The sequence below is a fragment of the Streptomyces sp. MS06 genome (assembly GCF_047200655.1).
Classification (GTDB): Bacteria; Actinomycetota; Actinomycetes; order Streptomycetales; family Streptomycetaceae; genus Streptomyces.
Map to the genome: position 1 here is coordinate 95,416 of NZ_JBJZOJ010000020.1, position 21,503 is coordinate 116,918.

At 74.9% G+C, this 21,503-nt stretch carries 15 protein-coding genes; 5 read left to right on the plus strand and 10 right to left on the minus strand.

Features of this window, described 5'->3' with window-relative positions:
- Nucleotides 1-201 precede the first annotated feature (201 nt).
- From trxA to ACL02U_RS13670, 3 genes are read right to left on the minus strand one after another with little or no spacing between them, the layout of a single operon-like run.
- On the minus strand, nucleotides 202-576 hold the full coding sequence (trxA, locus tag ACL02U_RS13660; protein WP_412791042.1) for a thioredoxin: 375 nt from the start codon (nucleotides 574-576) through the stop codon (nucleotides 202-204).
- Between the two features lie 41 nt (nucleotides 577-617).
- Nucleotides 618-2,309, minus strand: coding sequence for an aminotransferase class V-fold PLP-dependent enzyme (locus ACL02U_RS13665; protein WP_412791043.1), 1,692 nt, complete (start codon nucleotides 2,307-2,309; stop codon nucleotides 618-620).
- Nucleotides 2,306-2,758, minus strand: coding sequence for an OsmC family protein (locus ACL02U_RS13670; RefSeq protein ID WP_412791044.1), 453 nt, complete (start codon nucleotides 2,756-2,758; stop codon nucleotides 2,306-2,308). The genes ACL02U_RS13665 and ACL02U_RS13670 overlap by 4 nt, the downstream gene beginning before the upstream one ends.
- A 301-nt stretch (nucleotides 2,759-3,059) precedes the next feature.
- Between ACL02U_RS13670 and ACL02U_RS13675 the strand changes: the two genes are divergently transcribed.
- The 4 genes from ACL02U_RS13675 to ACL02U_RS13690 all read left to right on the plus strand — a co-directional run bounded on the left by ACL02U_RS13675 (nucleotide 3,060) and on the right by ACL02U_RS13690 (nucleotide 8,770).
- Nucleotides 3,060-3,506, plus strand: coding sequence for a Fur family transcriptional regulator (locus tag ACL02U_RS13675; RefSeq protein WP_412791045.1), 447 nt, complete (start codon nucleotides 3,060-3,062; stop codon nucleotides 3,504-3,506).
- A 23-nt stretch (nucleotides 3,507-3,529) separates the two neighbouring features.
- Complete coding sequence (gene katG / locus ACL02U_RS13680; RefSeq protein ID WP_412791046.1) at nucleotides 3,530-5,749, plus strand: catalase/peroxidase HPI; 2,220 nt, start codon at nucleotides 3,530-3,532, stop codon at nucleotides 5,747-5,749.
- Nucleotides 5,750-5,985: 236 nt separating this feature from the next.
- Entirely contained in the window at nucleotides 5,986-6,387 is a 402-nt protein-coding gene (locus ACL02U_RS13685) for an SseB family protein (RefSeq protein ID WP_412791047.1), read from the plus strand.
- A 304-nt stretch (nucleotides 6,388-6,691) separates the two neighbouring features.
- On the plus strand, nucleotides 6,692-8,770 hold the full coding sequence (locus ACL02U_RS13690; RefSeq protein WP_412791048.1) for a SpoIIE family protein phosphatase: 2,079 nt from the start codon (nucleotides 6,692-6,694) through the stop codon (nucleotides 8,768-8,770).
- 70 nt (nucleotides 8,771-8,840) lie between these two features.
- On the opposite strand, the gene ACL02U_RS13695 is transcribed toward ACL02U_RS13690, so the two are convergent.
- Complete coding sequence (locus ACL02U_RS13695) at nucleotides 8,841-10,157, minus strand: amidohydrolase (protein WP_412791049.1); 1,317 nt, start codon at nucleotides 10,155-10,157, stop codon at nucleotides 8,841-8,843.
- A gap of 174 nt (nucleotides 10,158-10,331) precedes the next feature.
- Between ACL02U_RS13695 and ACL02U_RS13700 the strand changes: the two genes are divergently transcribed.
- Nucleotides 10,332-10,505 carry a thiazolylpeptide-type bacteriocin gene (locus ACL02U_RS13700; protein WP_412791050.1) on the plus strand — a complete coding sequence of 58 codons (174 nt, stop codon included), beginning with the start codon at nucleotides 10,332-10,334 and terminating at the stop codon, nucleotides 10,503-10,505.
- A 113-nt stretch (nucleotides 10,506-10,618) separates the two neighbouring features.
- Here ACL02U_RS13700 and ACL02U_RS13705 read toward each other — a convergent pair whose 3' ends face one another.
- From ACL02U_RS13705 to ACL02U_RS13730, 6 genes are all read right to left on the minus strand, one after another.
- Nucleotides 10,619-12,583, minus strand: coding sequence for a TOMM precursor leader peptide-binding protein (locus ACL02U_RS13705; protein WP_412791051.1), 1,965 nt, complete (start codon nucleotides 12,581-12,583; stop codon nucleotides 10,619-10,621).
- The gene (locus tag ACL02U_RS13710) at nucleotides 12,580-13,332 is read right to left on the minus strand and encodes an ABC transporter permease (RefSeq protein WP_412791052.1); all 753 of its coding nucleotides are present in this window, start codon (nucleotides 13,330-13,332) and stop codon (nucleotides 12,580-12,582) included. The genes ACL02U_RS13705 and ACL02U_RS13710 overlap by 4 nt, the downstream gene beginning before the upstream one ends.
- Nucleotides 13,329-14,291, minus strand: a complete 963-nt coding sequence (locus ACL02U_RS13715) for an ABC transporter ATP-binding protein (protein ID WP_412791062.1) — start codon at nucleotides 14,289-14,291, stop codon at nucleotides 13,329-13,331. The genes ACL02U_RS13710 and ACL02U_RS13715 overlap by 4 nt, the downstream gene beginning before the upstream one ends.
- Nucleotides 14,292-15,706: 1,415 nt before the next feature.
- Entirely contained in the window at nucleotides 15,707-16,783 is a 1,077-nt protein-coding gene (locus ACL02U_RS13720; protein WP_412791053.1) for a lantibiotic dehydratase C-terminal domain-containing protein, read from the minus strand.
- Nucleotides 16,780-19,665 (minus strand): lantibiotic dehydratase, encoded by a 2,886-nt coding sequence (locus tag ACL02U_RS13725; RefSeq protein WP_412791054.1) that lies wholly within the window; start codon nucleotides 19,663-19,665, stop codon nucleotides 16,780-16,782. The genes ACL02U_RS13720 and ACL02U_RS13725 overlap by 4 nt, the downstream gene beginning before the upstream one ends.
- Before the next feature lie 88 nt (nucleotides 19,666-19,753).
- Nucleotides 19,754-21,343 (minus strand): nitroreductase family protein, encoded by a 1,590-nt coding sequence (locus ACL02U_RS13730; RefSeq protein WP_412791055.1) that lies wholly within the window; start codon nucleotides 21,341-21,343, stop codon nucleotides 19,754-19,756.
- Nucleotides 21,344-21,503: the final 160 nt, after the last annotated feature.

Genomic DNA, 21,503 nt, shown 5'->3' on the forward strand with positions numbered 1-21,503 from the left:
CTTCTTCCCGAACCCTCAGGAAACCTAGGGACGACACACAGCCGGGGCATCAACGGCACGCTGAACGTTCGAGGAACGGGAAGCGGCCGGCCGCGGGGCGGGGCAGGTGCGGCGGCCGGACCGTCGATCGCCGCCGGCCTTCCGGTCCGGCGGCGATCGCGCGGCCGCGCCGCGCGGGGGAGGAGCCCTGTCGGGCTCCGGTCAGCGTTGGTCGGGGGTGCTGCCGGCCGCGGCCTGGCGACGCACGTCGTCCAGGTCCACGTCGCGAACACCGGCGATCAGCTCCTCCAGCGCCTGCGGCGGCAGAGCGCCCGGCTGCGAGTAGAGGACGGTCCGTTCGCGCACGGCCATCAGGGTGGGGATGGAGGAGATCCGGAACGCGGCGGCGAGCTCGGGCTGCGCCTCCGTGTCGACCTTGCCGAACACGATGTCGGGATGGTTCGCGGCCGCCCTCTCGAAGACCGGTGCGAACGTCCGGCACGGTCCGCACCACGCGGCCCAGAAGTCGATCAGTACGATGTCGGAGCCGGTGACGGTCTCCTCGAAGTTGTCCTTGGTCAGTTCCACGGTCGGCATGGCGGACCCGCTCCTCTCATATACCCGGCGGGGTATCGGGTTCAACAGCTGGCGGACCGGTTCTGTTCCATGCACTCGGGCGGCAGCGGGAACCAGCGCATCCGTTCGACCGCGTCGGGCAGCCCGGTGGGGCCGCCGCCCAGACCGTCCGGGCGCGCCGCGAGCACGGCGCGGGCGCGGGCCAGCTGCCCGGCCAGGGCCTCCTCGCCCCGCCGGCGGTGCCGGCGGGCCGGCACGGTGATCCCGTCGGCCGTCCACCGCACGTCGGTCAGCCGCAGCGGAGGGTCCGGAGGGCCGCTGCGGTGGTGCCACTGCCCGGTGTGCGGGTCGAAGCGGTAGTCGGGCAGCAGCCGGTGCCCCTGCCGGGCGATCAGGTCGACGGCGTCGATCAGGTAGTCGCGGACCGTGTCGCTGATGAAGTAGTTGAAGTTCAGGCGCACCCAGCCCGGTTTGATGCCGTCGCAACCGTGCACCACCTCGTCCCGCAGGGCGTGCGAGGTGACCGCGTCGATGGCCAGCAGGCGGTGCCCGTAGGGCCCCGCGCACGAGCAGCCGCCACGCGCCTGGATGCCGAACAGGTCGTTGAGCAGGGCCACCACGTAGTTGTGGTGCAGGTGGCCGCGGTCCCCGTGGCGGACCCGGAAGGAGACGATCGACAGGCGCCGGGCGCGGTGGTTGCCGAGGATCTCCAGGGCCGGATTGCGCTCCCAGCGGTCCAGGGCCCGCCGCCAGTGCCGTTCCTCCGCCGCCTGGATCACCTCGGTGCCGACGGCCTGCTTGAGGGCCAGCACCAGGCCCGCACGGACGGACTCCACGATGGCGGGGGTGCCCCCCTCCTCGCGGGCCACGGGATCGTCGAGGTAGCGGTGGCCCAGCGGGTCGACGAAGGAGACAGTGCCGCCGCCGGGCACCGTGGGCACCGCGTTGACGACGAGGTCCCGCCGTACCACCAGGACGCCCGGGGTCTGCGGGCCGCCGACGAACTTGTGCGGGGAGAAGAACAGCGCGTCCTTGTGGTCGCCCGCTCCCGGCGCGCTCTCGGCCGCCCGGATCGGGACGTAGGGAGCGGCCGCCGCGTAGTCCCAGAAGGAGAGCGCGCCGTGGGCGTGCAGCAGAGCGGCGATGCGCTCGGTGTCCGTGAGGATGCCGGTGACGTTGGACGCCGCCGAGAAGGAGCCGATGAGCAGCGGGCGGTCCGCGTGGCGCCGCAGCGCGGACTCCAGCGAGGCGAGGTCGATGTGGCCGTCCCGGTCCTCGTCGACCACCACCACGTCGGCGACCGACTCGCGCCAGGGCAGCTCGTTGGAGTGGTGCTCGTACGGGCCGAGGAAGACCACCGGGCGCTCCGCGGGCGGGGGCCGGTCGGGGCGGCGCAGCCCGAGGACGCCGACCAGTTTGCCGACCGCCGCGGTGGCCCCGGAACCGCAGAAGATCACCAGGTCGTCCTCGGTGCCGCCGACCGCGTCGCGCACGATCCGGCGGGCGTCCTCGCGCAGCCGGGTGGTCTGCAGCCCGGTGCCGGAGCTCTCGGTGTGGGTGTTGCCGTAGCGCGGCAGGACCTGTTCGCGGACGAAGTCCTCGATGAAGTCCAGGGAGCGGCCGGAGGCGGTGTAGTCGGCGTAGACGATCCGCTGCGGGCCGTACGGCCCGTCCAGCACCTCGTCGTCACCGATGAGCCCCCGGCGGATGCGTTCCACGAGCGCCGGACCCGCCGGCGCCGGTTCCCGGCTCATGGCGCGAGCACGATGTCGACCGCGGGCGGCTGCTGCAGGGTGCGGTGCACCACGCAGTGCGAGGCGACCGCGATCAGGGCCGCGCGCCGCTCCTCGGAGAGGCCGGGCGGCGGGGTGACGGTCAGGCGGATCGCCGCCACCCGGGCCGGTGGATCGTGCGCCATGGTGTACTCCACGGCCACCCGCAGACCGGTGCGCCCCAGCCCGTGGTGGTCCAGGTGGCGGCCGGCGTAGAAGGCGACGCAGGTGGCCAGGGAGGCGGCGAACAGCTCGGTCGGCGTCGGGGCGGTGTCCGTGCCGCCCGCGTGCGCGGGCTGGTCGACCAGCAGGCGGTGACCTCGCACGTCGACGGCGTACACGTCCCCCTCGACGTGGACGGCGTCCAGACGGTGCGCGCCGGCCGCCCGGGGCGCGCCCGGTGCGGTGGGCTGCGGTGCTGTCCCGGTCATGGCGAAAGCCTCCCTCTGCACGATCCGTGCCCTCCTCCATGCATACTCGCGCCGGCGCGGGCGGGCGAGAGGGCCTCGGGAACCCCCGCGGGGGCCGTTCGGCCCCATTCCCCCACCCGCACCGGCCGCCTCGGGGCACGTGGGAAGAGGCTCCGGAGGATGCCGCGGCGCGGACCAGGGGGGCGGGGCAGGGCTTCGGGCGGACCGGGGCGCGGATGCGGGGCGGGCGAGCCGGAGCGACACAAAACTTGAATCGTTCGTTTTCCTGTACGCCTCGTGTGTGCGGAGTTAGGTTGGGCGCATGACGGCAGCCCGGACTCCGAACACAGCCGAAGAGCTGCGCGGCGCAGGCCTGCGGGTGACGGCCGCCCGCGTCGCACTGCTCGAGACCGTCCGGGACGGCGACCACCTCGGTGCCGAGGCGATCGCCTCCGGAGTGCGCCACCGCGTGGGCCACGTCTCCGTGCAGGCCGTGTACGAAGGCCTGCACGCGCTCACCGCGGCGGGGCTCATACGCCGAATCGAGCCCGCCGGGAGCCCGGCGCGGTTCGAGGGTCGCGTCGGCGACAACCACCACCACGTCATCTGCCGGGTGTGCGGTGTCCTCGCCGACGTCGACTGCGCGGTCGGCGAGGCGCCCTGCCTGACCGCATCCGTCGACCACGGCTTCGCCATCGACGAGGCCGAGGTCATCTACTGGGGCCTGTGCCCCGAGTGTTCCCCCGCCCCCAGTTCCTCAGCACCGTGATCACGTGATCCGGAAGGACTCCCATGTCTGAGAACCCCGATGCCATCGTCACCGACCCCAAGGCCGAGGGCACGACAGGTGGCTGCCCGGTAGCGCACGACCGCGCTCTCCACCCGACGCAGGGCGGCGGAAACCGCCAGTGGTGGCCCGAGCGACTCAATGTGAAGATCCTCGCCAAGAACCCGGCCGTCGCCAACCCGATGGGCGAGGACTTCGACTACGCCGAGGCCTTCGCCGGCCTCGACCTGCCGACCGTCAAGCAGGACATCGCCGAGGTCCTCACCACCTCGCAGGAGTGGTGGCCCGCCGACTTCGGCCACTACGGCCCCTTCGTCATCCGGATGGCCTGGCACAGTGCGGGCACCTACCGGATCAGCGACGGGCGCGGCGGCGCCGGTGCCGGCCAGCAGCGCTTCGCGCCGCTGAACAGCTGGCCGGACAACGCCAACCTGGACAAGGCGCGCCGCCTGCTGTGGCCGGTGAAGAAGAAGTACGGCCGGAGCCTGTCCTGGGCGGACCTGATGATCCTGGCCGGCAACGTGGCCCTGGAGTCGATGGGCCTCGACACCTTCGGCTTCGGCGGCGGCCGCGAGGACGTGTGGGAGCCGGAGGAGGACGTCTACTGGGGTCCGGAGACGACCTGGCTGGACGACCGGCGCTACAGCGGCGACCGCGAGCTGGAGAACCCGCTCGGCGCGGTGCAGATGGGCCTCATCTACGTCAACCCGGAGGGCCCGAACGGCAACCCCGACCCGATCGCCGCGGCACGCGACATCCGCGAGACGTTCCGCCGGATGGCGATGAACGACGAGGAGACCGTCGCCCTGATCGCGGGCGGCCACACCTTCGGCAAGACCCACGGTGCGGGCCCCGCCGACCACGTCGGCAACGACCCCGAGGCCGCCTCCCTCGAGGAGCAGGGCCTCGGCTGGCGCAGCACCTACGGCACCGGCAAGGGCGCGGACGCCATCACCTCCGGCCTGGAGGTCACCTGGACCACCACGCCCACCCGGTGGAGCAACAACTTCTTCGAGAACCTCTTCGGCTACGAGTGGGAGCTGACCGACTCCCCGGCCGGCGCCAAGCAGTGGGTGGCCAAGGACGCCGAGGCGGTCGTGCCCGGCCCGCAGGACCCGTCGAAGAAGCGGCTCCCGACGATGCTCACCACGGACCTGTCGCTGCGCTTCGACCCGATCTACGAGCCGATCTCCCGCCGCTTCTTCGAGAACCCGGACGAGTTCGCGGACGCCTTCGCCCGCGCCTGGTACAAGCTGACCCACCGCGACATGGGCCCGAAGTCGCTGTTCCTCGGCCCGGAGGTGCCGCAGGAGACCCTGCTCTGGCAGGACCCGCTGCCGGCCCGCGAGGGCGCGCTCATCGGCGCCGCGGACATCGCCGCGCTGAAGAGCCGCATCCTGGGGTCGGAGCTGACCGTCTCCGAGCTGGTCGCCACCGCGTGGGCGTCCGCGTCGACGTTCCGCGGCAGCGACAAGCGGGGCGGCGCCAACGGGGCCCGCATCCGCCTGGAGCCGCAGCGCTCCTGGGAGGCCAACGACCCCGACCGGCTCGCCACGGTGCTGCGCACCCTGGAGGGGATCCAGCGGGAGTTCAACAGCGGCGCCGGGAACGTCTCCCTGGCCGACCTGATCGTCCTGGGCGGCTGCGCTGCCGTGGAGAAGGCCGCCAAGGACGCCGGCCACGACATCGAGGTGCCCTTCACGCCGGGCCGTGTCGACGCCACCGAGGAGCACACCGACGTGGAGTCGTTCGCCGCGCTGGAGCCGGCCGCCGACGGGTTCCGCAACTACCAGGGCAAGAGCAACCGGCTCCCGGCCGAGTACCTGCTGCTCGACCGGGCCAACCTGCTGACCCTGAGCGCACCCGAGATGACGGTCCTGGTGGGCGGCCTGCGCGTGCTGGGCGCGAACCACGGGCAGTCCCAGCTCGGCGTCCTCACCGACACGCCGGGTGCGCTGACCAACGACTTCTTCGTCAACCTGCTGGACATGGGCACGACGTGGAAGGCGACCTCGGAGGACCAGACCGCCTTCGAGGGCCGCGACGCCGCCACCGGTGAGCTGAAGTGGGGCGGCAGCCGTGCCGACCTCGTCTTCGGCTCCAACTCCGAGCTCCGCGCCCTTGCGGAGGTCTACGCGAGCGACGACGCCGGGCAGAAGTTCGTCGAGGACTTCGTCGCGGCCTGGGACAAGGTCATGAACCTGGACCGGTTCGACCTCGCCTGACCGGCGCCGCCCGTGGTGTCCGGGCCTGCCCCCGGACACCACGGCGCGCGGCGGTGCCACCCCGCGGTGACGGCCCTGTCCCGGCCGCGAGATGCGCGACCACGACCGGACCGGGCGCGGCGACCCCGGGCGGCATGATTGGCGCGACCCGGTCCGGGTACGCGAAGGCGGACCGCGCCCGGACCAGGAACACCGGTCCGGCCGTCGACCGCACCGCAGCCACGAGGGAAGGCGCCATGGAAACACCCGCGAACGACAACCACGCCAGCCCCGCCCAACAGGCACTGGACGCCCTCAGCCGCGACACCGAGGACACGGTGGCGCTCGACACGCTCGCCCACTGCGACGTGCTGGTGCCCGTCCCCGACGACGCCGTCCCGCCGGACGCCGCCGACGCGTCCGCGGTCGCGCTGCCCGTCCTGGAGCAACCGGGCGGCGAGCAGGTCGTGCCGGTGTTCACCTCGGAGATCGAGATGGCCGGCCTGCTGCCGTCCATCTCGCGCTACCGGCTGGTGCCGCTGGGCGCCCTCGCCGCGCAGTGGCCGACCGAGGAGGTGTCGCTGAGTATCGACGCGGGGTCCACGCACCCGCTGACGCTCACCTCGGAAGGAGTACGCACCCTGCTGGCCCGGCCCTGAGCGTCCTCGGCCGGCCTGCCGCGGGGGACCGGACCGCCGGCCCTCCGGCGGGTCCGGCGGCTTGACCCGGGTCGCCGCCCCCGCCCCGGAATCCCGGCCGAACGGCGCTGTCCCGGCTGCCCCGGTCGCCGCCCTCCCCGGCCTCCGTCCGCGTCCGCGCCGGCGAGCGCCCCGCCGGCACCCGTGCGCCGACCGCCCAACGGCCCCGCGCCGATGCCCGCCCCCGACCCGGCGGTCGTCGAGTTGCCGGTGTGCGGGGATGCGAGAGGGTGAGACGGGGGCGTACCCGCGAAGGGAGCCCGCGTTGACATCCGGTTCCGTCGACGACAGCACGGTGATGAACGCGCTGTTCGGCAACTCACCCCAGGGCCTGTTCGTCTTCGGCGCGGACCGCAAGGTCGTCCGGTTCAACCCCGCCGGCCGAGGGGTGCAGGGGCTCGCCGACGTGGACGTGGTCGGGCACGGGGTGGAGGACTTCGCTCCCGGGTTCGACGCCGCCCAGCTCAACGGCATGATCGACGAGGTCCTCGCCACCGGCAGACCGCTGCGGGGCCGCCTGGTGCGCGGCAGGTCCCCCTCCGACCCGAGGCGGACTCTCGCCCTGAGGATCTCCCTCTTCCCCCTGGACGGCCCCATGTCCGGCCTGGTCGCGGTCGTCGAGGACGTCGCCGAACAGCAGGCCGCGGCGGACCGCCTCGCCGTGCTCGGCGCGGTGCACGAGAACGTCGGCTCCTCGCTGGACGCGGCCGCCACGGGCAGCGAGGTGGTGCACGCGCTGGTGCCCGCCTTCGCCGACGCGGCGAGCGTCGACCTGCTGGACGAGGGCCCCGACGGCGGCCGGCCGGCAGGCGTACCGCCCGTGGACGCGCCGCTGCGCCGGATAGCGGTCGCACCCGCCGGTTTCCGGACGATCCGGAGACTGGGGGAGAGCGTCCCGTGTCCCTATCCCACGCCGTTCACCCAGGTCCGCAACGACCTGCAGGCCCGAGTGGTGAGCGTGTCGGCGGACGCGCCCTGGGTGGCCGCCGACCCGGCGGCGTTCGCGCCCCTGTTCGAGGAACGCGTCCACTCGATGATCGTCGCCCCGCTCCGGGCCCGGGAGACCACCCTCGGCCTGCTGACGCTCTACCGGCACCGACCCGAGCCCTTCGACGAGGCGGACCTCGACGTGGCGAAGCAGGTGGCCTCCACGGCGTCCGCCCACCTGGACAACGCGCGCAGCTACCGCCGCGAGCACACCATCGCCTCGACCCTGCAGCGCAGGCTCCAGCCGGGCACCGTACCGCGGCTCTCCGCGGTGGAGACCGCGCACGTCTACCTGCCGGAGAGCGCCGGCGGGGACTGGTTCGACGTCATCCCCCTGTCGGGCACCCGCGTCGCCCTCGTGGTCGGAGAGGTGTCCGGCCACGGCATCGAGGCGGCCGCCACGACGGGCCAGCTCCGCGTCGCCCTGCGCACCCTGGCCATGCAGGACCTGGAGACCGACGAACTGCTGACCCGACTGGACGAGGTCGCCACCGAGCTCGGGGGGACCCGGCGCCGCCCCGGCTCCCACGTGGCCACCTGCGCGGTGACCGTCTACAACCCGGTCGCCCGGCTGTGCGCCATGGTCCGCGCCGGCCATCCCGCTCCGATCGTGCTCGACCCCGACGGCTCGCCCGTCCCGGTGGACGTCCCGGAGGGCCCGCCGCTCGGCGAGGGCGGCGGGCACGCCTACACCCCGGTCGTGACGCCGCTGTCCCCCGGAAGTCTGATCGCGCTCTACTCCGACGGCCTCCTCGCGACCAGGAGGGACCCGAACGCCGCCCGCCGCTGCCTGGAGAAGGTCCTCGCCCCCGCCTCCCGGCCCCTGCAGGAGGTGTGCGACACCGCCGTGTACCGGATGGCGCCGTCCCGCAAGGACGACGCGGTCCTGCTGCTGGCTCGCACCCGCGCGCTACCGCCCGAGGACGTCGCCGACTGGACGCTTCCCACCGACGCCTCGATCGTGTCCACGGCGCGGCGACTCGTCGACCGGCAGCTCGCCGCCTGGCGTCTCGACGACGCGGCCTTCACCGCCGAACTCGTCGTCAGCGAACTCGTCACCAACGCCATCCGCTACGGCGCGGGCCCGATCCGGCTCCGGCTCATCCACGACAGCGGCAGGCTGATCTGCGAGGTCGCCGACGCCAACAGCTCCAGCCCCTACGTGCGCCACGCGCGGGAGAACGAGGAGGGCGGCCGGGGCCTCTACATCGTCATGCGGCTCAGCTCCCGCTGGGGTGTCCGGCACACCCGGCAGGGCAAGACCATCTGGGCCGAGCAGCGACTCGACCAGGCGGGCCCCGGCCCGGGGGTCGGGGCGCAGGCGTACGGCGGGGCCGTACCGGACCCCACCGGCTGACCCCGCGCCCCGGCCCCGAGACGCGGCGGGCCGCGCCCGGACCGCCGGCCGCGGGGTGCGCGGACGGGCCTCAGCCGGCCGGCGCCCCCAGGCGCGCCAGTGCCGCGGAGGCGAGCGCGGCGGTCCCGGTCCGCAGCGTGAGACGGGGGCTCGGCAGGTAGCGCGGCGAGTGGTTGGCGGGCAGCGAGCGCAGCTTCTCGGCCGCGTCCCCGGGCGCGTCCGCCCACTGCGCCGGACCCGTCGCGCCCAGCATCCAGTAGCACCCGCGTATGCCGGGCCGACCGTGGAGGTGCGCGCCCGCCCCCGTCAGCAGCGGGAAGTCCTCGGTGGCCGGGGAGGGGGGCCAGGTGGCGACCCGCTCGGCACCGAACAACTCCCGGTGCGCCGCGCGCACCCCCGCGGCGGTCCGGGGATCCGAGCGGGTGGCGACGGAACGCGACAGCACCCTGACCGCGACCCGCGGCGGCCGTGCCGCCGCCGCGGCCTCGGCGCGGACCACGCGTTCCACCGCGGCGACGGCCCGGTCCAGCGCACCCTCGGAGAAGGCGCGCAGCGCGACCAGCAGCACCGCGCGGGAAGGGACGACGTTGCCGGTGGCCCCCGCGTCGCCGGTCCGCAGCGAGGAGGCGGTGACGACGAGGCGTTCGGCGGGATCGGCCTCACGGGCGGCGACTGCGGGCAGCCGCACCACCACCCCGGCAGCGGTCAGCAGCGGATCGGAGGCCAGGTGCGGAGTGGCGGAGTGGCCGCCGTCGCCCTCCAGGACCACCTCCAGCGAGACGCTGCCGGCCAGTACCGGCCCCTCTGCGTGCGCCACCATCCCCGCCGGGAACTGCGCCGTGTGCTGGGCGAGCACCTCGTCCGGCGGCGTCAGCCGGTCGTACAGTCCGTCCTCCAGCATGGCCCGGGCCCCGCAGAGGGTCTCCTCGGCCGGCTGACCGACGACGAGGAGCGTGCCCTGCCAGCGGTCCCGCCGGCCGGCGAGCCAGCGGGCCGCTCCCGCCGCGCAGGCCAGGTGGGCGTCGTGGCCGCAGGCGTGCATGACCGGTACCCGCCGCCCGTCCGGGCCGGCGGCGCCGGCGGTACTGGCGTAGGGCGCACCGGTCTCCTCGGCCACCGGCAGGGCGTCGAGTTCGGCGCGGAGCAGGACGGCCGGCCCGTCGCCGTTGCGCAGTTCGGCCGCGACACCGTGCCCTCCGACGCCGCGCAGCACCCGGAACCCGTCGGCCCGGAGCCGGTCGGCGAACCGGGCCGCGGTGCGGGACTCGGCCCCCGACAGCTCGGGGTTGCGGTGCAGGTCGACGTAGAACTCGGTGGTCTGTGGCAGCAGTTCGTCCAGGCCGGGCAGGCCGCCGGCGGGTCGGGGCGGCGCGGGACGGGTGCTCATGGGGGCGGCTCCTCGGGCGGGGTGAAAGCGAGGTGACAGCGGAGGGCGAGGGCGGTGACCGCGGCATCGCGTAGAAAGTGGGGTGCCGGGCGGAGCGCGACCGGCCGCGGGCTGCGTGCCCGCGGCCGGCACCGCCCCGTCCGGAGCCATGTCCCCAGCCCGGAAGGAGTTGCCATGTCCGACAACACCCTCGCCTCCCTCGCCCAGGAGATCCAGGACCTGGAGTCGGAGACCTTCGAGATCACCGACTACTCGGACGCCAGCGAGGTCATGCTCGGATCGTCCACGAGCTGCTCCTCCACCAGCACCTGCTCCAGCACCACCAGCACCACCTCCTGCACCGCCTGACGTCCGCGGTCGGGTCCCGGGGCCCCCGGCGAGCGCCCTCGCCGGGGGCCTCCCGCGCGCCGAGACCCGCCCGCGGCCCGGCCCCCGCGCCGGACACGCCGACGGGCCACGTCTCACGGGAACGGGTGGGGCACCAGCCGCAGGTCCCCCTCGCGCAGCGGCGCGGCCGCCAGACCGGCGCGGTGCGGTGCGGTCCGCAGCCGCGGCATGTGCAGGGCACGCTGCCGCAGCCAGCCGAAGTCGATCGGCAGCAGCCCCGGCGCGAGCGTCGCGACCGTGCGCAGCCCCCAGCGGCGCTGCTCCGGAGTCGTCTGGTCGACGGCGACGACGTCGCATCCCGCGCCGGCCAGCAGGTCGCGCAGCAGCAGCAGGTCGTCCCGCAGGTCCCCGGTGCGCGGTCGCCGCCGCTCCCAGCCGGCGAACAGGTCGGCCGCGGACGCGAGGCGGGGCGGGGCGAGGTAGCTGTCGGCGTGGTGGCGCATGGCAGGCAGGCCGAACAGCGCCGCATGGTCCGGCAGCCGGGTGACCTTGTCGAAGTCGTCGACCATGCCGGCGAGTTCGGCGGGCCGCTCGGCGACCTGGCGGGGCAGGTGCGGAATGTAGGTGAGGATCTCGCAGAGCGCCGACTCCACCGCCGCCTCCGGGTCGTAGGAGGCGCCGGCGGCGAACGCCAGGGCGCCCGGCCGGTCGTCGCGGCGGACGGCGAGACCGGTGACCACGGGCACCGGCAGGTCGACCCGGTTGTCGAAGACGTGCACGTCGTAGCCCTGCAGCTCGGCCCGCTCCGCCATCGCCCGGATGCGCGGCCCCCGCACCGAGGCCAGATCGATCTCCGGAAGCGGCAGGCCGCCGTACCAGCCGAGCAGGAAGGCGTCCCGCTCGATCAGTTCGAGCAGGCCGAAGAAGACCGCCTCCTCCGGACTCCCGCCGGTGGCGCAGCCGTTGGAGCACTCGAAGACGAAGTTGTCCGCGCGGGTGCCCGCGCTGTAGTACACCAGCCGTGCCGGGACCAGTACCGGCCGGTCGTCCCGCAGCGACCAACCGGTCACCCACGGCAGGGGGCGGGCCGGGTCGAACGGCTCGACCATCGGGTCCTCGGCGTAGGTCCGCGGCCCGTAGAGCCCGCAGGTGCGCGGGTCCAGGGCGCGTTCGCCCAACTCGTCCAGGGAGGCGGTGACGACCGGGGCGCGGTGGCGGCGGTGGGTGCCCGCGTACCTCTCCAGGCCCTCCAGGAAGGCCAGTCGGCGGCTGGCCGCGAAGGAGGTGGCCTGGCCGCTCCAGGTGACGTCGGTGAGCCCGGCGTAGCCCCGCATGAAGACGCTGCCGGCCACGGGAGCGGTGGTGGGCGAGGTGACGTCGGTCCAGGTTCCGCCGCCGAGCACCCCGCACACCGGGTTCGCCAGGCCCTTCACCGGCAGGGCGTAGGCGGAGGGGCGCCGCAGCCGGTAGGTGTCCGGATCCGGTTTGGGGCGGGAAGCCGGCGGGGGGACGGAGTGCAGGGCGGCGTCCTCGGCGACGGCCTCCTCGGTGGCCGGACGGCAGTGGGGGCACATCGGCTCCGGCACCAGCGGGAAGGTCCGCACCCGCAGTGTCCGCAGATCCAGTTCGGTGACCTGGGGCAGCTCCCCGTCGGGACCGGCCGGGGTCGGGGGAGCCGCCGGAGAGGCGGTGAGGCGGTGCAGCCACCAGGCGGCGTCCACCGCGTGGTCCGGCAGCGGGGGCCAGCTTCCCGTCGCGGCCGTCTCGACGCCGGTCTCCAGCGCCTCGCGTTCGGTCCGGGTGCGCAGTCGCTGCCGGCGCATCGCCAGGCAGGTGCCGCAGGCGCCGCCCGCGGCCGTGGAGCCGCCCCACGGACCCAGCAGTACGGCCTGGGCGGTGAGGTGGACCACGGCCGTGTGCGGCGGTACCGGAACGTCCGGGCGGGGGGCGTCGCCGAGGACGCCGGTGTCTCCGATGCGGGAGACCGCCGGGGCGGGCAGGCCGGCAAGGTCGGCGCGGGACGCCAGCCGGGCCTGGAGCTCCGCACGCGCGGCCTCCAGCGGTGCCGCGGCCGGCGCGGGAACGGCTGTGTCGGTCACGACTCGTTGCTCCAGCGGAAGACCCGGGTGGCGACCAGCCCGAAGACCACGGTGAACAGGGCGAGTCCCGCACAGTCCGCGGCGATGTCGCCCAGGTCGCCGCGGCCGCCCAGGGCGTCGGTGAGGCCGTCGTTGAGGTAGTGCAGCGGGAGCGCCTTGGCGAGCGTGCGCAGCCAGCCGGGCATCAGGTCGTCGGGGAAGAACGAGCCCGACAGGAAGGCCATCGGCACCATCAGGAGATTCGCGATGGCGGCGACCGCCTCCGGGGTGTCGGCGACACTGCCGACGAGCACGCCCAGCGCGAGGAACGCGGTCACCCCGAGCACCAGCAGCGGTACCGCGGCCCACCACGGCCCGTTCAACCGCAGTCCGAAGAACGGCAGCAGCGCGACCGCGACGAACAGCACCGCCTGCACCAGGGCGACACCCAGGGCCAGGGTCCAGCGGGACGCCAGCAGGGTGCGCAGCGGGGTCGGCGAGCGCCAGATCAGCCGCAGCAGGTCGTCGCGCCGCCACTGCATCAGGGCGAAGCCGATGGAGAAGACGCAGGCGTTGCCCACCCCCCAGGACAGCACGCCGGGGGCGATGTAGTTGATGGAGGAGAGCCCGCCTTCGACCTGCTGGCCCTGGAAGATCAGCCCGAACAGGACCAGGAAGGACAGCGGGAAGGCGAAGGTGAAGAAGAGCGTCGTCCGGTCGCGCACGCTGGCGGCGCAACCGGCTCTGGTCAGTGCGGTGTAGGCGCTCAACGGGGATGCTCCGTTCCGGTGCCGGTCAGGGCCAGGTAGGCGTCCTCGAGGGTGGCGGTGCGGACGGTGACCGACGCGATGTCGACCAGGTCGCCGAGCGCGGGGAGCACACGGTTGACGGCTGCCGTCTCGATGACGAGTTCGTCGCCCTCGACGGCGGCCCGGTCCACGCCCTCGAGCGACAGCGCGGCCCGCGCGGACAACTGTCCCGCGGGCAGCATCAGCCGGGCCGGGGCCGCGAGGGAGCGGACCAGGTTGCGGGGCGTGTCGAGGGCGACGAGCCGGCCGCCCGCCACGATCGCCACCCGGTCGCACAGCGCCTCGGCCTCGTCCAGGTGGTGGGTGGTGCAGACGATGGTGCGGCCCTCGGAGCGCAGTGAGCGCAGCAGGTTCCACAACTCGCGCCGCGCCTCCGGGTCGAGCGCGGCGGTGGGTTCGTCGAGGAAGATCAGTTCGGGCTCGTGGAGCAGCGCGGTGGCGATGGCCAGGCGTTGCCGCTGCCCTCCGGAGAGGTGGTCGATCCGGGCGTTCTCCTTGGCCGCGAGGCCGACCCGGTCGAGTGCGGTGCGGACCGCGGCCGGGGCGGTGCCGTAGAGCGCGGCCACGGTGCGCAGGTGCTCCCCGGCGGTGAGGCGGGCGAAGAACGCCGACGCCTGGGTCTGCACGCCGATCCGGGCCAGCAGCGCGGTGTCGCGCGGCCAGGGGCTGCGGCCGAGCAGGGTGACGCTGCCGGAGTCGGCCTCGCGCATGCCCTCCACGATCTCCACCAGGGTGGTCTTGCCCGCGCCGTTGGGGCCGAGGACGCCGAAGAACTCACCGCGCCGCACGGCCAGCGAGACGTCGTCGAGCGCGGTGACCTCCCCGTACCGCTTGGTGACGCCGTCCAGGACGACGACCGTCCGGGTGCGGGCCGCGCCGCCGCCGGGCGGGGCCGCGGTCTCGCTGTCGGGTTCGCTCATCTCGCCTTTCCTCGCCTGGTCGGACGGGCCGCCGCCGGAGGCGGCACCCGCGCCCGTTGCGCCCGTTGCTCCTGTCGGTGCTGTCGGTGCTGTCGGTGCTGTCGGTGCTGTCGGTGCTGTCGGTGCTGTCGGTGCCGTCGCGGGCGGCCGCGCCGGCCGCCCGGCAGGGGCCGCCCGGGTGGGCACCGTCCCGGTGTGCCGGGCGCGCCGGCTGCGGCCCAGGGCGCCGAGGACCCACAGCAGGGTCACGGCGGCGAGCACCGCGGCCGGGAGCCACGGCGCCACGGCCGCGAAGCGGTCCGGCAGCACCGCCCGCAGCACCGCGCCCGCCAGCGCGAGCAGCACCCCGGTCTGCGCCGCGGTCAGCAGGGCGAAGCCGCCGTACAGCAGGCGCAGCCGGGGCGGGTAGGCGCCGAGACCGGGGCCGCGGCGCAGCAGCGCACGCGCGGCGAGCGACGTGAACTCGCGGCTGCCGCCGGCGAGGTCGGCCGTCCCGAGGGCGTGGCCGAGCGCCCGGTAGCCGTCCAGCGGCGGCAGCGGCAGCAGGTTGGCCACCGCGGAGACGGCCCCGAGGAAGAGCAGCGCACCGAGGAACGGGCGGGCCTGCGCGGTTGCCGGCAGCAGGGCCCACACGGGGTAGAACGGCACCAGGAAGAGCAGGTTGGCGAGGACTCCGGCGGCGGCCGTGGCGACCTTGCGGGCCCGGCTGCCGAGGAACTGGACATCCTCCACCTCGCAGTAGAGGTAGGTGGCGCCGAGGATCCGGCGCAGCCCGATCTCCTTGACCCGGCCTCCCCAGGTCCTCGCGAACAGCCCGTGGGCCAGCTCGTGCAGAGCGAGACTGCACCACAGTACGCAGCCGACGGCCAGCAGCAGTACGGGCTGCCCGGCGGTGTGCGCGGTCTGCCGCCACAGGACGCCGGAGTGCGCGGCGACGGCGCCGAGCAGCGCGACGGCCGCCGCTCCGAGCACGGCCAGCAGCACCGGCCGCCGGTCGAGCGCGGTGGCGCGGTGCAGCCGGTCCATGAGGGCGGGAGGGTCGGAGACCAGGCGGGTGCGTCCGGTGAGGACGCCGCCGGGCCGGCGGGCGGAGGGTGCCGGACGGGGTGCCGCGGCGGGGGCCGGGCTGCCGTCGAGGAGGCCGCGGCCGTGCAGCAGCCTCAGCATCTGCCCCCACTGGGCCTCGCCCAGCCGGGTACCGAACGCGCCCGTGTAGGCGCGGCCGATCTCGCCGAGGGACCGGGTGCCGTCGAGGCGGCTGATGAGGAAGTGCTCCTTCGGCCCGACCTCCAGGCGCCGTCCGTCGCGCGGATCCTTGAGCAGGTGGACGCGGGCCGGGCCGCGCAGCAGGGCGGGCCCGAGGACGATGTCCGGGCGCAGCCGCGGCCGCGCGGCCAGGAAGGCTTCGGAGGAGGTCATCTTCCGCCCTCCGGTACGCCCTCGCGCAGGGCGCGGGCCAGCACGTACGAGAGGAACGCCTCGTCGCGGACGGTCATGCCCAGCCGGTTGTTCGTCATGTGCAGGTAGGGCGAGAGCAGCATGGGCAGTGCGACCGCCGGGTCGCCGGCGCGGATGTCGCGGGTGCCGTCCCACGAGCGGAACGTCAGTTCACCGCGGCGCGCCAGCGCGGCGGCGCGGTCCCGCAGCTCGGCGCAGTGGGCGGCCCAGCCGCGCAGGAATGCCGGGAGCCGCTCCGGCTCGCCCCGCACCACCCCGCCCCGGACGTGCCGGAAGCGTGCGGTCAGATCCCGGCCCATGGCGCCGTAGGCACGCGCATAGCCCTCGTCGGCGGTGTAGTTGGTCCCGCTGAAGGCCCGGTTCCAGAAGGCGTGGTAGCGGTCCAGGAAAGCGGCCAGCGCGTCCTCGTCCGTCAGGAACGTCCCCGACATGACCATCATGAGCTGCGCGGACAGCCCCAGCAGCACCGTCCGCAGGTGCAGGTTCATGCTGCGGGCCGCCTCGACGACCAGGTCACTGGAGTGCTGGAAGTGCCACTCGGCCAGCGCGACGCCGGCGGGCCCGCCGTACTTGCCGTACTCGGGCTCGTAGGGGCGGTCCTCGAAGGTGTTGTTGGGACGCAGCACCATCCGGCCGTCGGGGCCCAGGTACGCGGCGCGCTGCTCCTCGCTGTACTCCAGCGTGAACAGCGTCTCGTACAGCTCGGCGAGGAAGCCGGCCTTCACCTCGTACAGCGCCGGCCGCTCCCGCAGGAACGCCTCCAGAGCCGTGTGCGCGCGCTCCCGCACGGCAGCGGCGTCGGCCGGGCGGGCGGGCTTGAGGCGCAGCCGCAGATGGGGGCCCTCCAGCCAGTAGTTGATGAAGAACCAGCCGGCGAGCAGCCCCTCCTCGGTGAGCGCGTCCACCAGCGGCCTGACGCACTGCAGCAGCAGCGGGCGCGGGCTGGCCGCGTAGAAGACGTGCACCGCCAGCCAGTCACCGGGGGCTCCGTAGCCCGCCGCGGCGCCGGAAGCGGGGGTGGTGGGAGCGGTCATCGGACGGTGCCCTCCTCGGTCGGTCCGGTGCGGCCGGGCAGCATCTCCACGGCCAGCTCGGCCACGTGCCGGCCGCGCGGGGTCTCGACGTGCAGTTCGTCCTCGCCGGGGAGCATCTCCTCGAAGACGGTCCGGGCCCGGCGGCCGGCGAGCAGCCCCTCGAGGGCGGTGAGGCTCAACGGGCTGTCGAAGTCGACGTACTGCGGTTTGGAACCGCCGAACCAGTCGCCCCCGGTGCCGGTGTCCTCCGCGTCGCCGCGCTCCTCGTGGACGGTGGCGAAGACCCGGGCGGGGAGTCCGTGCCGGACCCGCCAGCGGTACCAGCCGAGATACCAGTCGGCGTCGCCGTCGCCCGGCGCGCGCAGCGGGAGGCTGCCGTCGGCCGCCGTCCAGGAGCGCCGCTGCAGGACCAGCGAGTGGTGGCGCACCCGCGGGCGGCGGGTGACACCGCCCTCCTCGGGGCCGGGCGGCACACCCCGCCACATGTCCGGCACCGAGCGGGCGGTGGGGGAGAACAGCAGCAGCGTGCGCGGGATCTCGGGCAGCACCATCGGCACCAGGTAGCCCAGGTAGAGGGGGACGACCTCGCGGCCCAGCCGGCGGGAGCGCAGCACCAGCCGGTCGTCGCGCTCGTCGTGCACGGCGTACAGGTCGTCCAGCCCGAGGCGGGCCTCGGGGGGAGCGGTGCTGGTCTCCCCCGGGCAGACGATCTCGTGGTCGGTCAGCCGGCCGTGCAGGTTCAGGTTGGTGGTGGCGGAACCGGCGGTGATCTCGGCGAAGACCGCGTCCGGCGGCAGCAGCCGGCGCAGCTCCGCGCGCAGGCCCTCGGTCAGCCCGCCGTCGGCTTCTTCCGCCCCTTCCGCCCTGTCCGCCTCGTTCGTGCCGTCCGTGCCGTGCGCCCCGTCCGTGCCGTGCGCCCCGTCCGTGCCGTGGGCCCCGTCCGTGCCGTGCGGTGCGTCGAAGCAGTGGGTGAAGCGGGTGAAGGGGAAGCACAGACCGCCGAAGGAGTCGTTGAGGACGACCAGGGGATCGGTGCCGCGGCGGGCGAGTTGCAGGAAGTGGCTGTGCGGCCGGAAGGCGGGAGCGGCGCCGCCGAGCGCGGCGGCCACCTCGGCCACGACGGCGTCGTCCAGCGCCAACTCCTCGCAGTCCGCCGCACGTCCGGCCCACAGCTCGCGCATCCGCGCGGTCAGTGTGGCGCGCGCCCGGTCCACGGCGGTGATCTCCGGCATGCTCAGCCAGTTCTCCTCGGGGGCGTGGCTGCCGTCCGGGAGGAAGTCGTCCCTGGTGGCGGTGAACTGCAGGTACTGCCGGAAGATGTCCTCGTGGAAGTCGTGCACCAGCCGCAGCAGATCCTCGCAGCGCCCGCCGCGTCCGAAGCGGGCGAGGAAGAAGCCCTTGAGGGTGAGCCGCTGCGGCAGCGCCACGTCGAAGACGGGCAGCAGCCGGCCGAGGGAGCGCAGCGGACCGGCGGCGAGGCGGGTCCACTCGGCGCGGTCGGCGGTGGTGGTGTGCGCGGACACGTCCTCGTACAGCAGCGTCCGCGGCAGCACGGGACGCTCGGCGCCGAGCGCCTCCTGCACGGCGAGCAGGTCGTCCCGGAGGCCGCGCAGCAGGGCCCGCCGGCCCGGCAGGTCCGCCTCCGGGTAGCGGGCGAGACGGCCGGCCGGGCCGTCCAGCCGGGCGGCGAGCGCCTCGGCCCACGGCCGTTCCAGGGTCCGCAGCGACCGCTGGAAGGCGAGCAGCGGGTCGCCGCCGTGCACCCCGGTGGACAGGCAGGGCAGTTGCAGCACGCCGAGCTCGCGCAGCGCGCCCAGGTAGCGCTCGGCCTCCGCGTCGCCGGCGCCGGTGGTGGCCGCCAGCCAACGCGCCAGATCGCCGTGGCGCAGGGTGCCCTCGTGGTCGCGCAGCAGGGCCAGCATGCCGTCGAGGGTCCCCTGGCGGCGGAGGAAGAACAGGCGGTCCTGGGCGGCGTCGAAGCTGACCGGGGCGCTGTCGTCGCCGGCCGTCACGGCCCGCTGCACGTAGCGGATCCGGTCCTCGTCGTACTTCCAGCCGGAGGCCAGCGCCACCGGCAGGTCGGCACGGCGCGCCGGGTCGGAGGCGATGAGTTCGGCGAGCCGGGTGAGCACCACGACGTTGAGCCGGGGGTGGCCCGTCCAGTCACCGCCGACCCGGGTCACGGCCGGCGCCCCGTCCGCGCCGGGGCTCCCGAACCGGCCCAGGGCGACCGCGGTGAGCGTGCTGAACGGGCTGGTCTTGCAGGCGGTGCGGTACACGTAGGACAGCAGGGAGCGTTCCCTCTTGCGGGCCCGTTTGCCGGGTAGCGGCGACGGGTCGTCGGCGAAGGCGTCGAGCCGCTCCTCCAGGGTGGGCGAGGCGAGCAGCAGGCCCCGCCGCAGCCGGTCGTCGCGGGCCAGCGCCCGCAGTGCGGAGCGGGTGCCGGCGAAGCCGGCCGCGAGGACCGGTTCGCCCTCGGCCCGCAGTTCCTCCCAGCGGATCCGGGCGTCCAGCCAGTCGGCGAGATCGGCTCCGGTGCCGCCCCCGATGCGGGCGGCGAGCGCGCGGGCCGCCTCCGGGTCCGGCGGCAGCCGGTTGTTGAAGACCCGTCGGCGCAGGGCGAGGAGAGCGCGGCGCAGACCGGTGTCGTCGGTGGCGCCGATCACCTCGGACAGCGGGTCGCTGAGGCGGGCGCCGAGCACGGCGAGCCGGTCCTGCTCGGCCGCGGTCCGGGCGGCCCAGGCGGCCGCCTCGGGGGCGCGCAGCGCCCGCACGGTGTCGATCGGCAGGCCGGCCACGCGCAGGACGAAACGGTCGTGCAGCACGACGGGTTCGCCGACGTCGGGGACGTCCGTGGCCGGGGTGGTGGCGGTCGGGCTCACGCCCTCCCCCTTTCCTGTGGAAGATGCTGCCGCCCGGCTGCGGGTCGCCGGGCTCCCCGGTGCTCCGGGGCGGGGCGGAGGCCTCCGGTCACGGGGCCACGATGTCGTAGCGGTAGTCGGCGGGGCGGGTCCGCTCGTCGCCGATCATCATGATCAGCAGCGGGAACTCGCCCCGTTCGGCCAGGCCGAGTTCCTCCTCGTAGGAGACGCTGTCGAAGCCGAGGGCGACGCCGCAGGCGGTGCCGGCGGCGCGGGCGGCGGTGTAGGCCGCCTGCGCGGTGGCTCCGACGACCGCGTTGACCAGCCGGTAGCCGCGGTCGCCGACGGCGTCGAGGACGGCGCGGGTGCGGGCGATCGGCACCACGACGGCGGCGGCCTGCTCCAGGTTGTAGTTGGCGAGGAAGTAGTTGTGCTGGAGGAAGCCGCCGAAGTCGCCGGCCTTCAGCAGCACCAGCTCGCCCGTGTCCCGGTCGTACTCGTACACGCCCGCCGGGACGCCGCGCACGTGGTTGACGAAGACGCACAGCCGGGTGAGCGGCCCGCCGCCGGCCGTCTCGGCGTCGGTGCCCAGGTTGCCGGCGGCGACGGAGGCGGCCAGCACGGCGGACAGCCGGGCCGGGTCGAGCGGTGTGACGGCGCTGAACCGGCCGAAGCTGCTGCGGCGTTCGCGCAGCGCCCGCCGCAGCGGCATGCCGAGCGGCGGCGCGGCGGGCAGCGGGACGCGGTCGCCGGACCCGGCGGGTGCGGCGAGGGCACCGTCCAGCGCGCCGGGTGCCGGGCGGTCGGCGGCGCCCTCCAGGGTGGCGGCGTGGATGCGCCGCAGGGTCGGGAACGCCAGCACCCGGCGGGACTTCTCGTCCGGGACGCGCCGGACGCGGGCGCCCGCGGAGAGCGGGGCGGGCGCCGAGGGCGGCCCGCCCTCCCAGCGCAGCGGCACCACGGCGAAGACCCCGTCCCTGTCGGGGTCCAGGCCGAGCAGCCGGCCCAGCCGCGGCTCGTCGAACCACAGCGCGCTGCCGAAGTGCAGACCGCGGGCCCGGGCCCACATGCGCCAGGTCTGCAGCAGCGCGCCGACATCCATGGTGACGGCGTGGTAGCAGAAGCTGTTGTACTTGAACGAGTTCTGCCAGAACGTCACCCCCAGCACCAGGAACTGGTCGGTGGCGTCGGCGTCGGCGAGGTCTCCCAGCGCGGCGCGGACCTCGCCGGTGACGTCGCCCGCCAGGAGCCGGGCGACGCCGTGGCGGGCGGCGTCGTAGGAGTACACGCCGGGGGAGAGGGGGCCGCTCGCCCCCGTGATCCAGTGGATGCCCACCGGGTACAGGCCTCCGCCGGAGGCGGTGCCGCGGGACCAGTTGGCGTGCGGGTGGAAGGGCAGCGAACCGAGGTCGGTGTTGGCCTGCACGGCGAGACGGCGCCCGGTGAGGCCGTAGGAGTCGCGGAGCATGCCGCCGAGCAGCGGCAGCGTGAACTCCCCGGTGCCGGGGGGCCCGAACAGGCCCCGGCCCGCGCCGGCGTCCTCGGCGCGGCCGCCGTCCGGGAGGGGGAAGAGGGGGGCGCCGGGGAAGAACCTGCCCTGGCGCGGACGGTCGGACCAGTCCGGAACGAAGTCGGCGGGCTCCATGGGGACCCGGCCCCGCCGCATCACCGCGGTCGCGTACTCATGGGCGTATCCCATGGTCACCTCCTTGTCTGCTGGTGGGGCGCGGTCCCGGCGGCCGGGGCCGGTCACCGCGCCGTGGCCGGCGGGGAACGCCGGAAGGTCAGGGGAAGGGGTGCGGTGCCGGATTGAGGTCCCGCTCGTCCAGGTCGCCGGGGCGGAGCCCGGCCTCGCGCAG

Bases quoted from the DNA above. Each gene is read 5' to 3' on its own strand.
- trxA (WP_412791042.1), bottom strand. From the start codon at position 576: ATGCCGACCGTGGAACTGACCAAGGACAACTTCGAGGAGACCGTCACC.
- ACL02U_RS13665 (WP_412791043.1), bottom strand. From the start codon at position 2,309: ATGAGCCGGGAACCGGCGCCGGCGGGTCCGGCGCTCGTGGAACGCATC.
- ACL02U_RS13670 (WP_412791044.1), bottom strand. From the start codon at position 2,758: ATGACCGGGACAGCACCGCAGCCCACCGCACCGGGCGCGCCCCGGGCG.
- ACL02U_RS13675 (WP_412791045.1), top strand. From the start codon at position 3,060: ATGACGGCAGCCCGGACTCCGAACACAGCCGAAGAGCTGCGCGGCGCA.
- katG (WP_412791046.1), top strand. From the start codon at position 3,530: ATGTCTGAGAACCCCGATGCCATCGTCACCGACCCCAAGGCCGAGGGC.
- ACL02U_RS13685 (WP_412791047.1), top strand. From the start codon at position 5,986: ATGGAAACACCCGCGAACGACAACCACGCCAGCCCCGCCCAACAGGCA.
- ACL02U_RS13695 (WP_412791049.1), bottom strand. From the start codon at position 10,157: ATGAGCACCCGTCCCGCGCCGCCCCGACCCGCCGGCGGCCTGCCCGGC.
- ACL02U_RS13700 (WP_412791050.1), top strand. From the start codon at position 10,332: ATGTCCGACAACACCCTCGCCTCCCTCGCCCAGGAGATCCAGGACCTG.
- ACL02U_RS13715 (WP_412791062.1), bottom strand. From the start codon at position 14,291: ATGAGCGAACCCGACAGCGAGACCGCGGCCCCGCCCGGCGGCGGCGCG.
- ACL02U_RS13720 (WP_412791053.1), bottom strand. From the start codon at position 16,783: ATGACCGCTCCCACCACCCCCGCTTCCGGCGCCGCGGCGGGCTACGGA.
- ACL02U_RS13730 (WP_412791055.1), bottom strand. From the start codon at position 21,343: ATGGGATACGCCCATGAGTACGCGACCGCGGTGATGCGGCGGGGCCGG.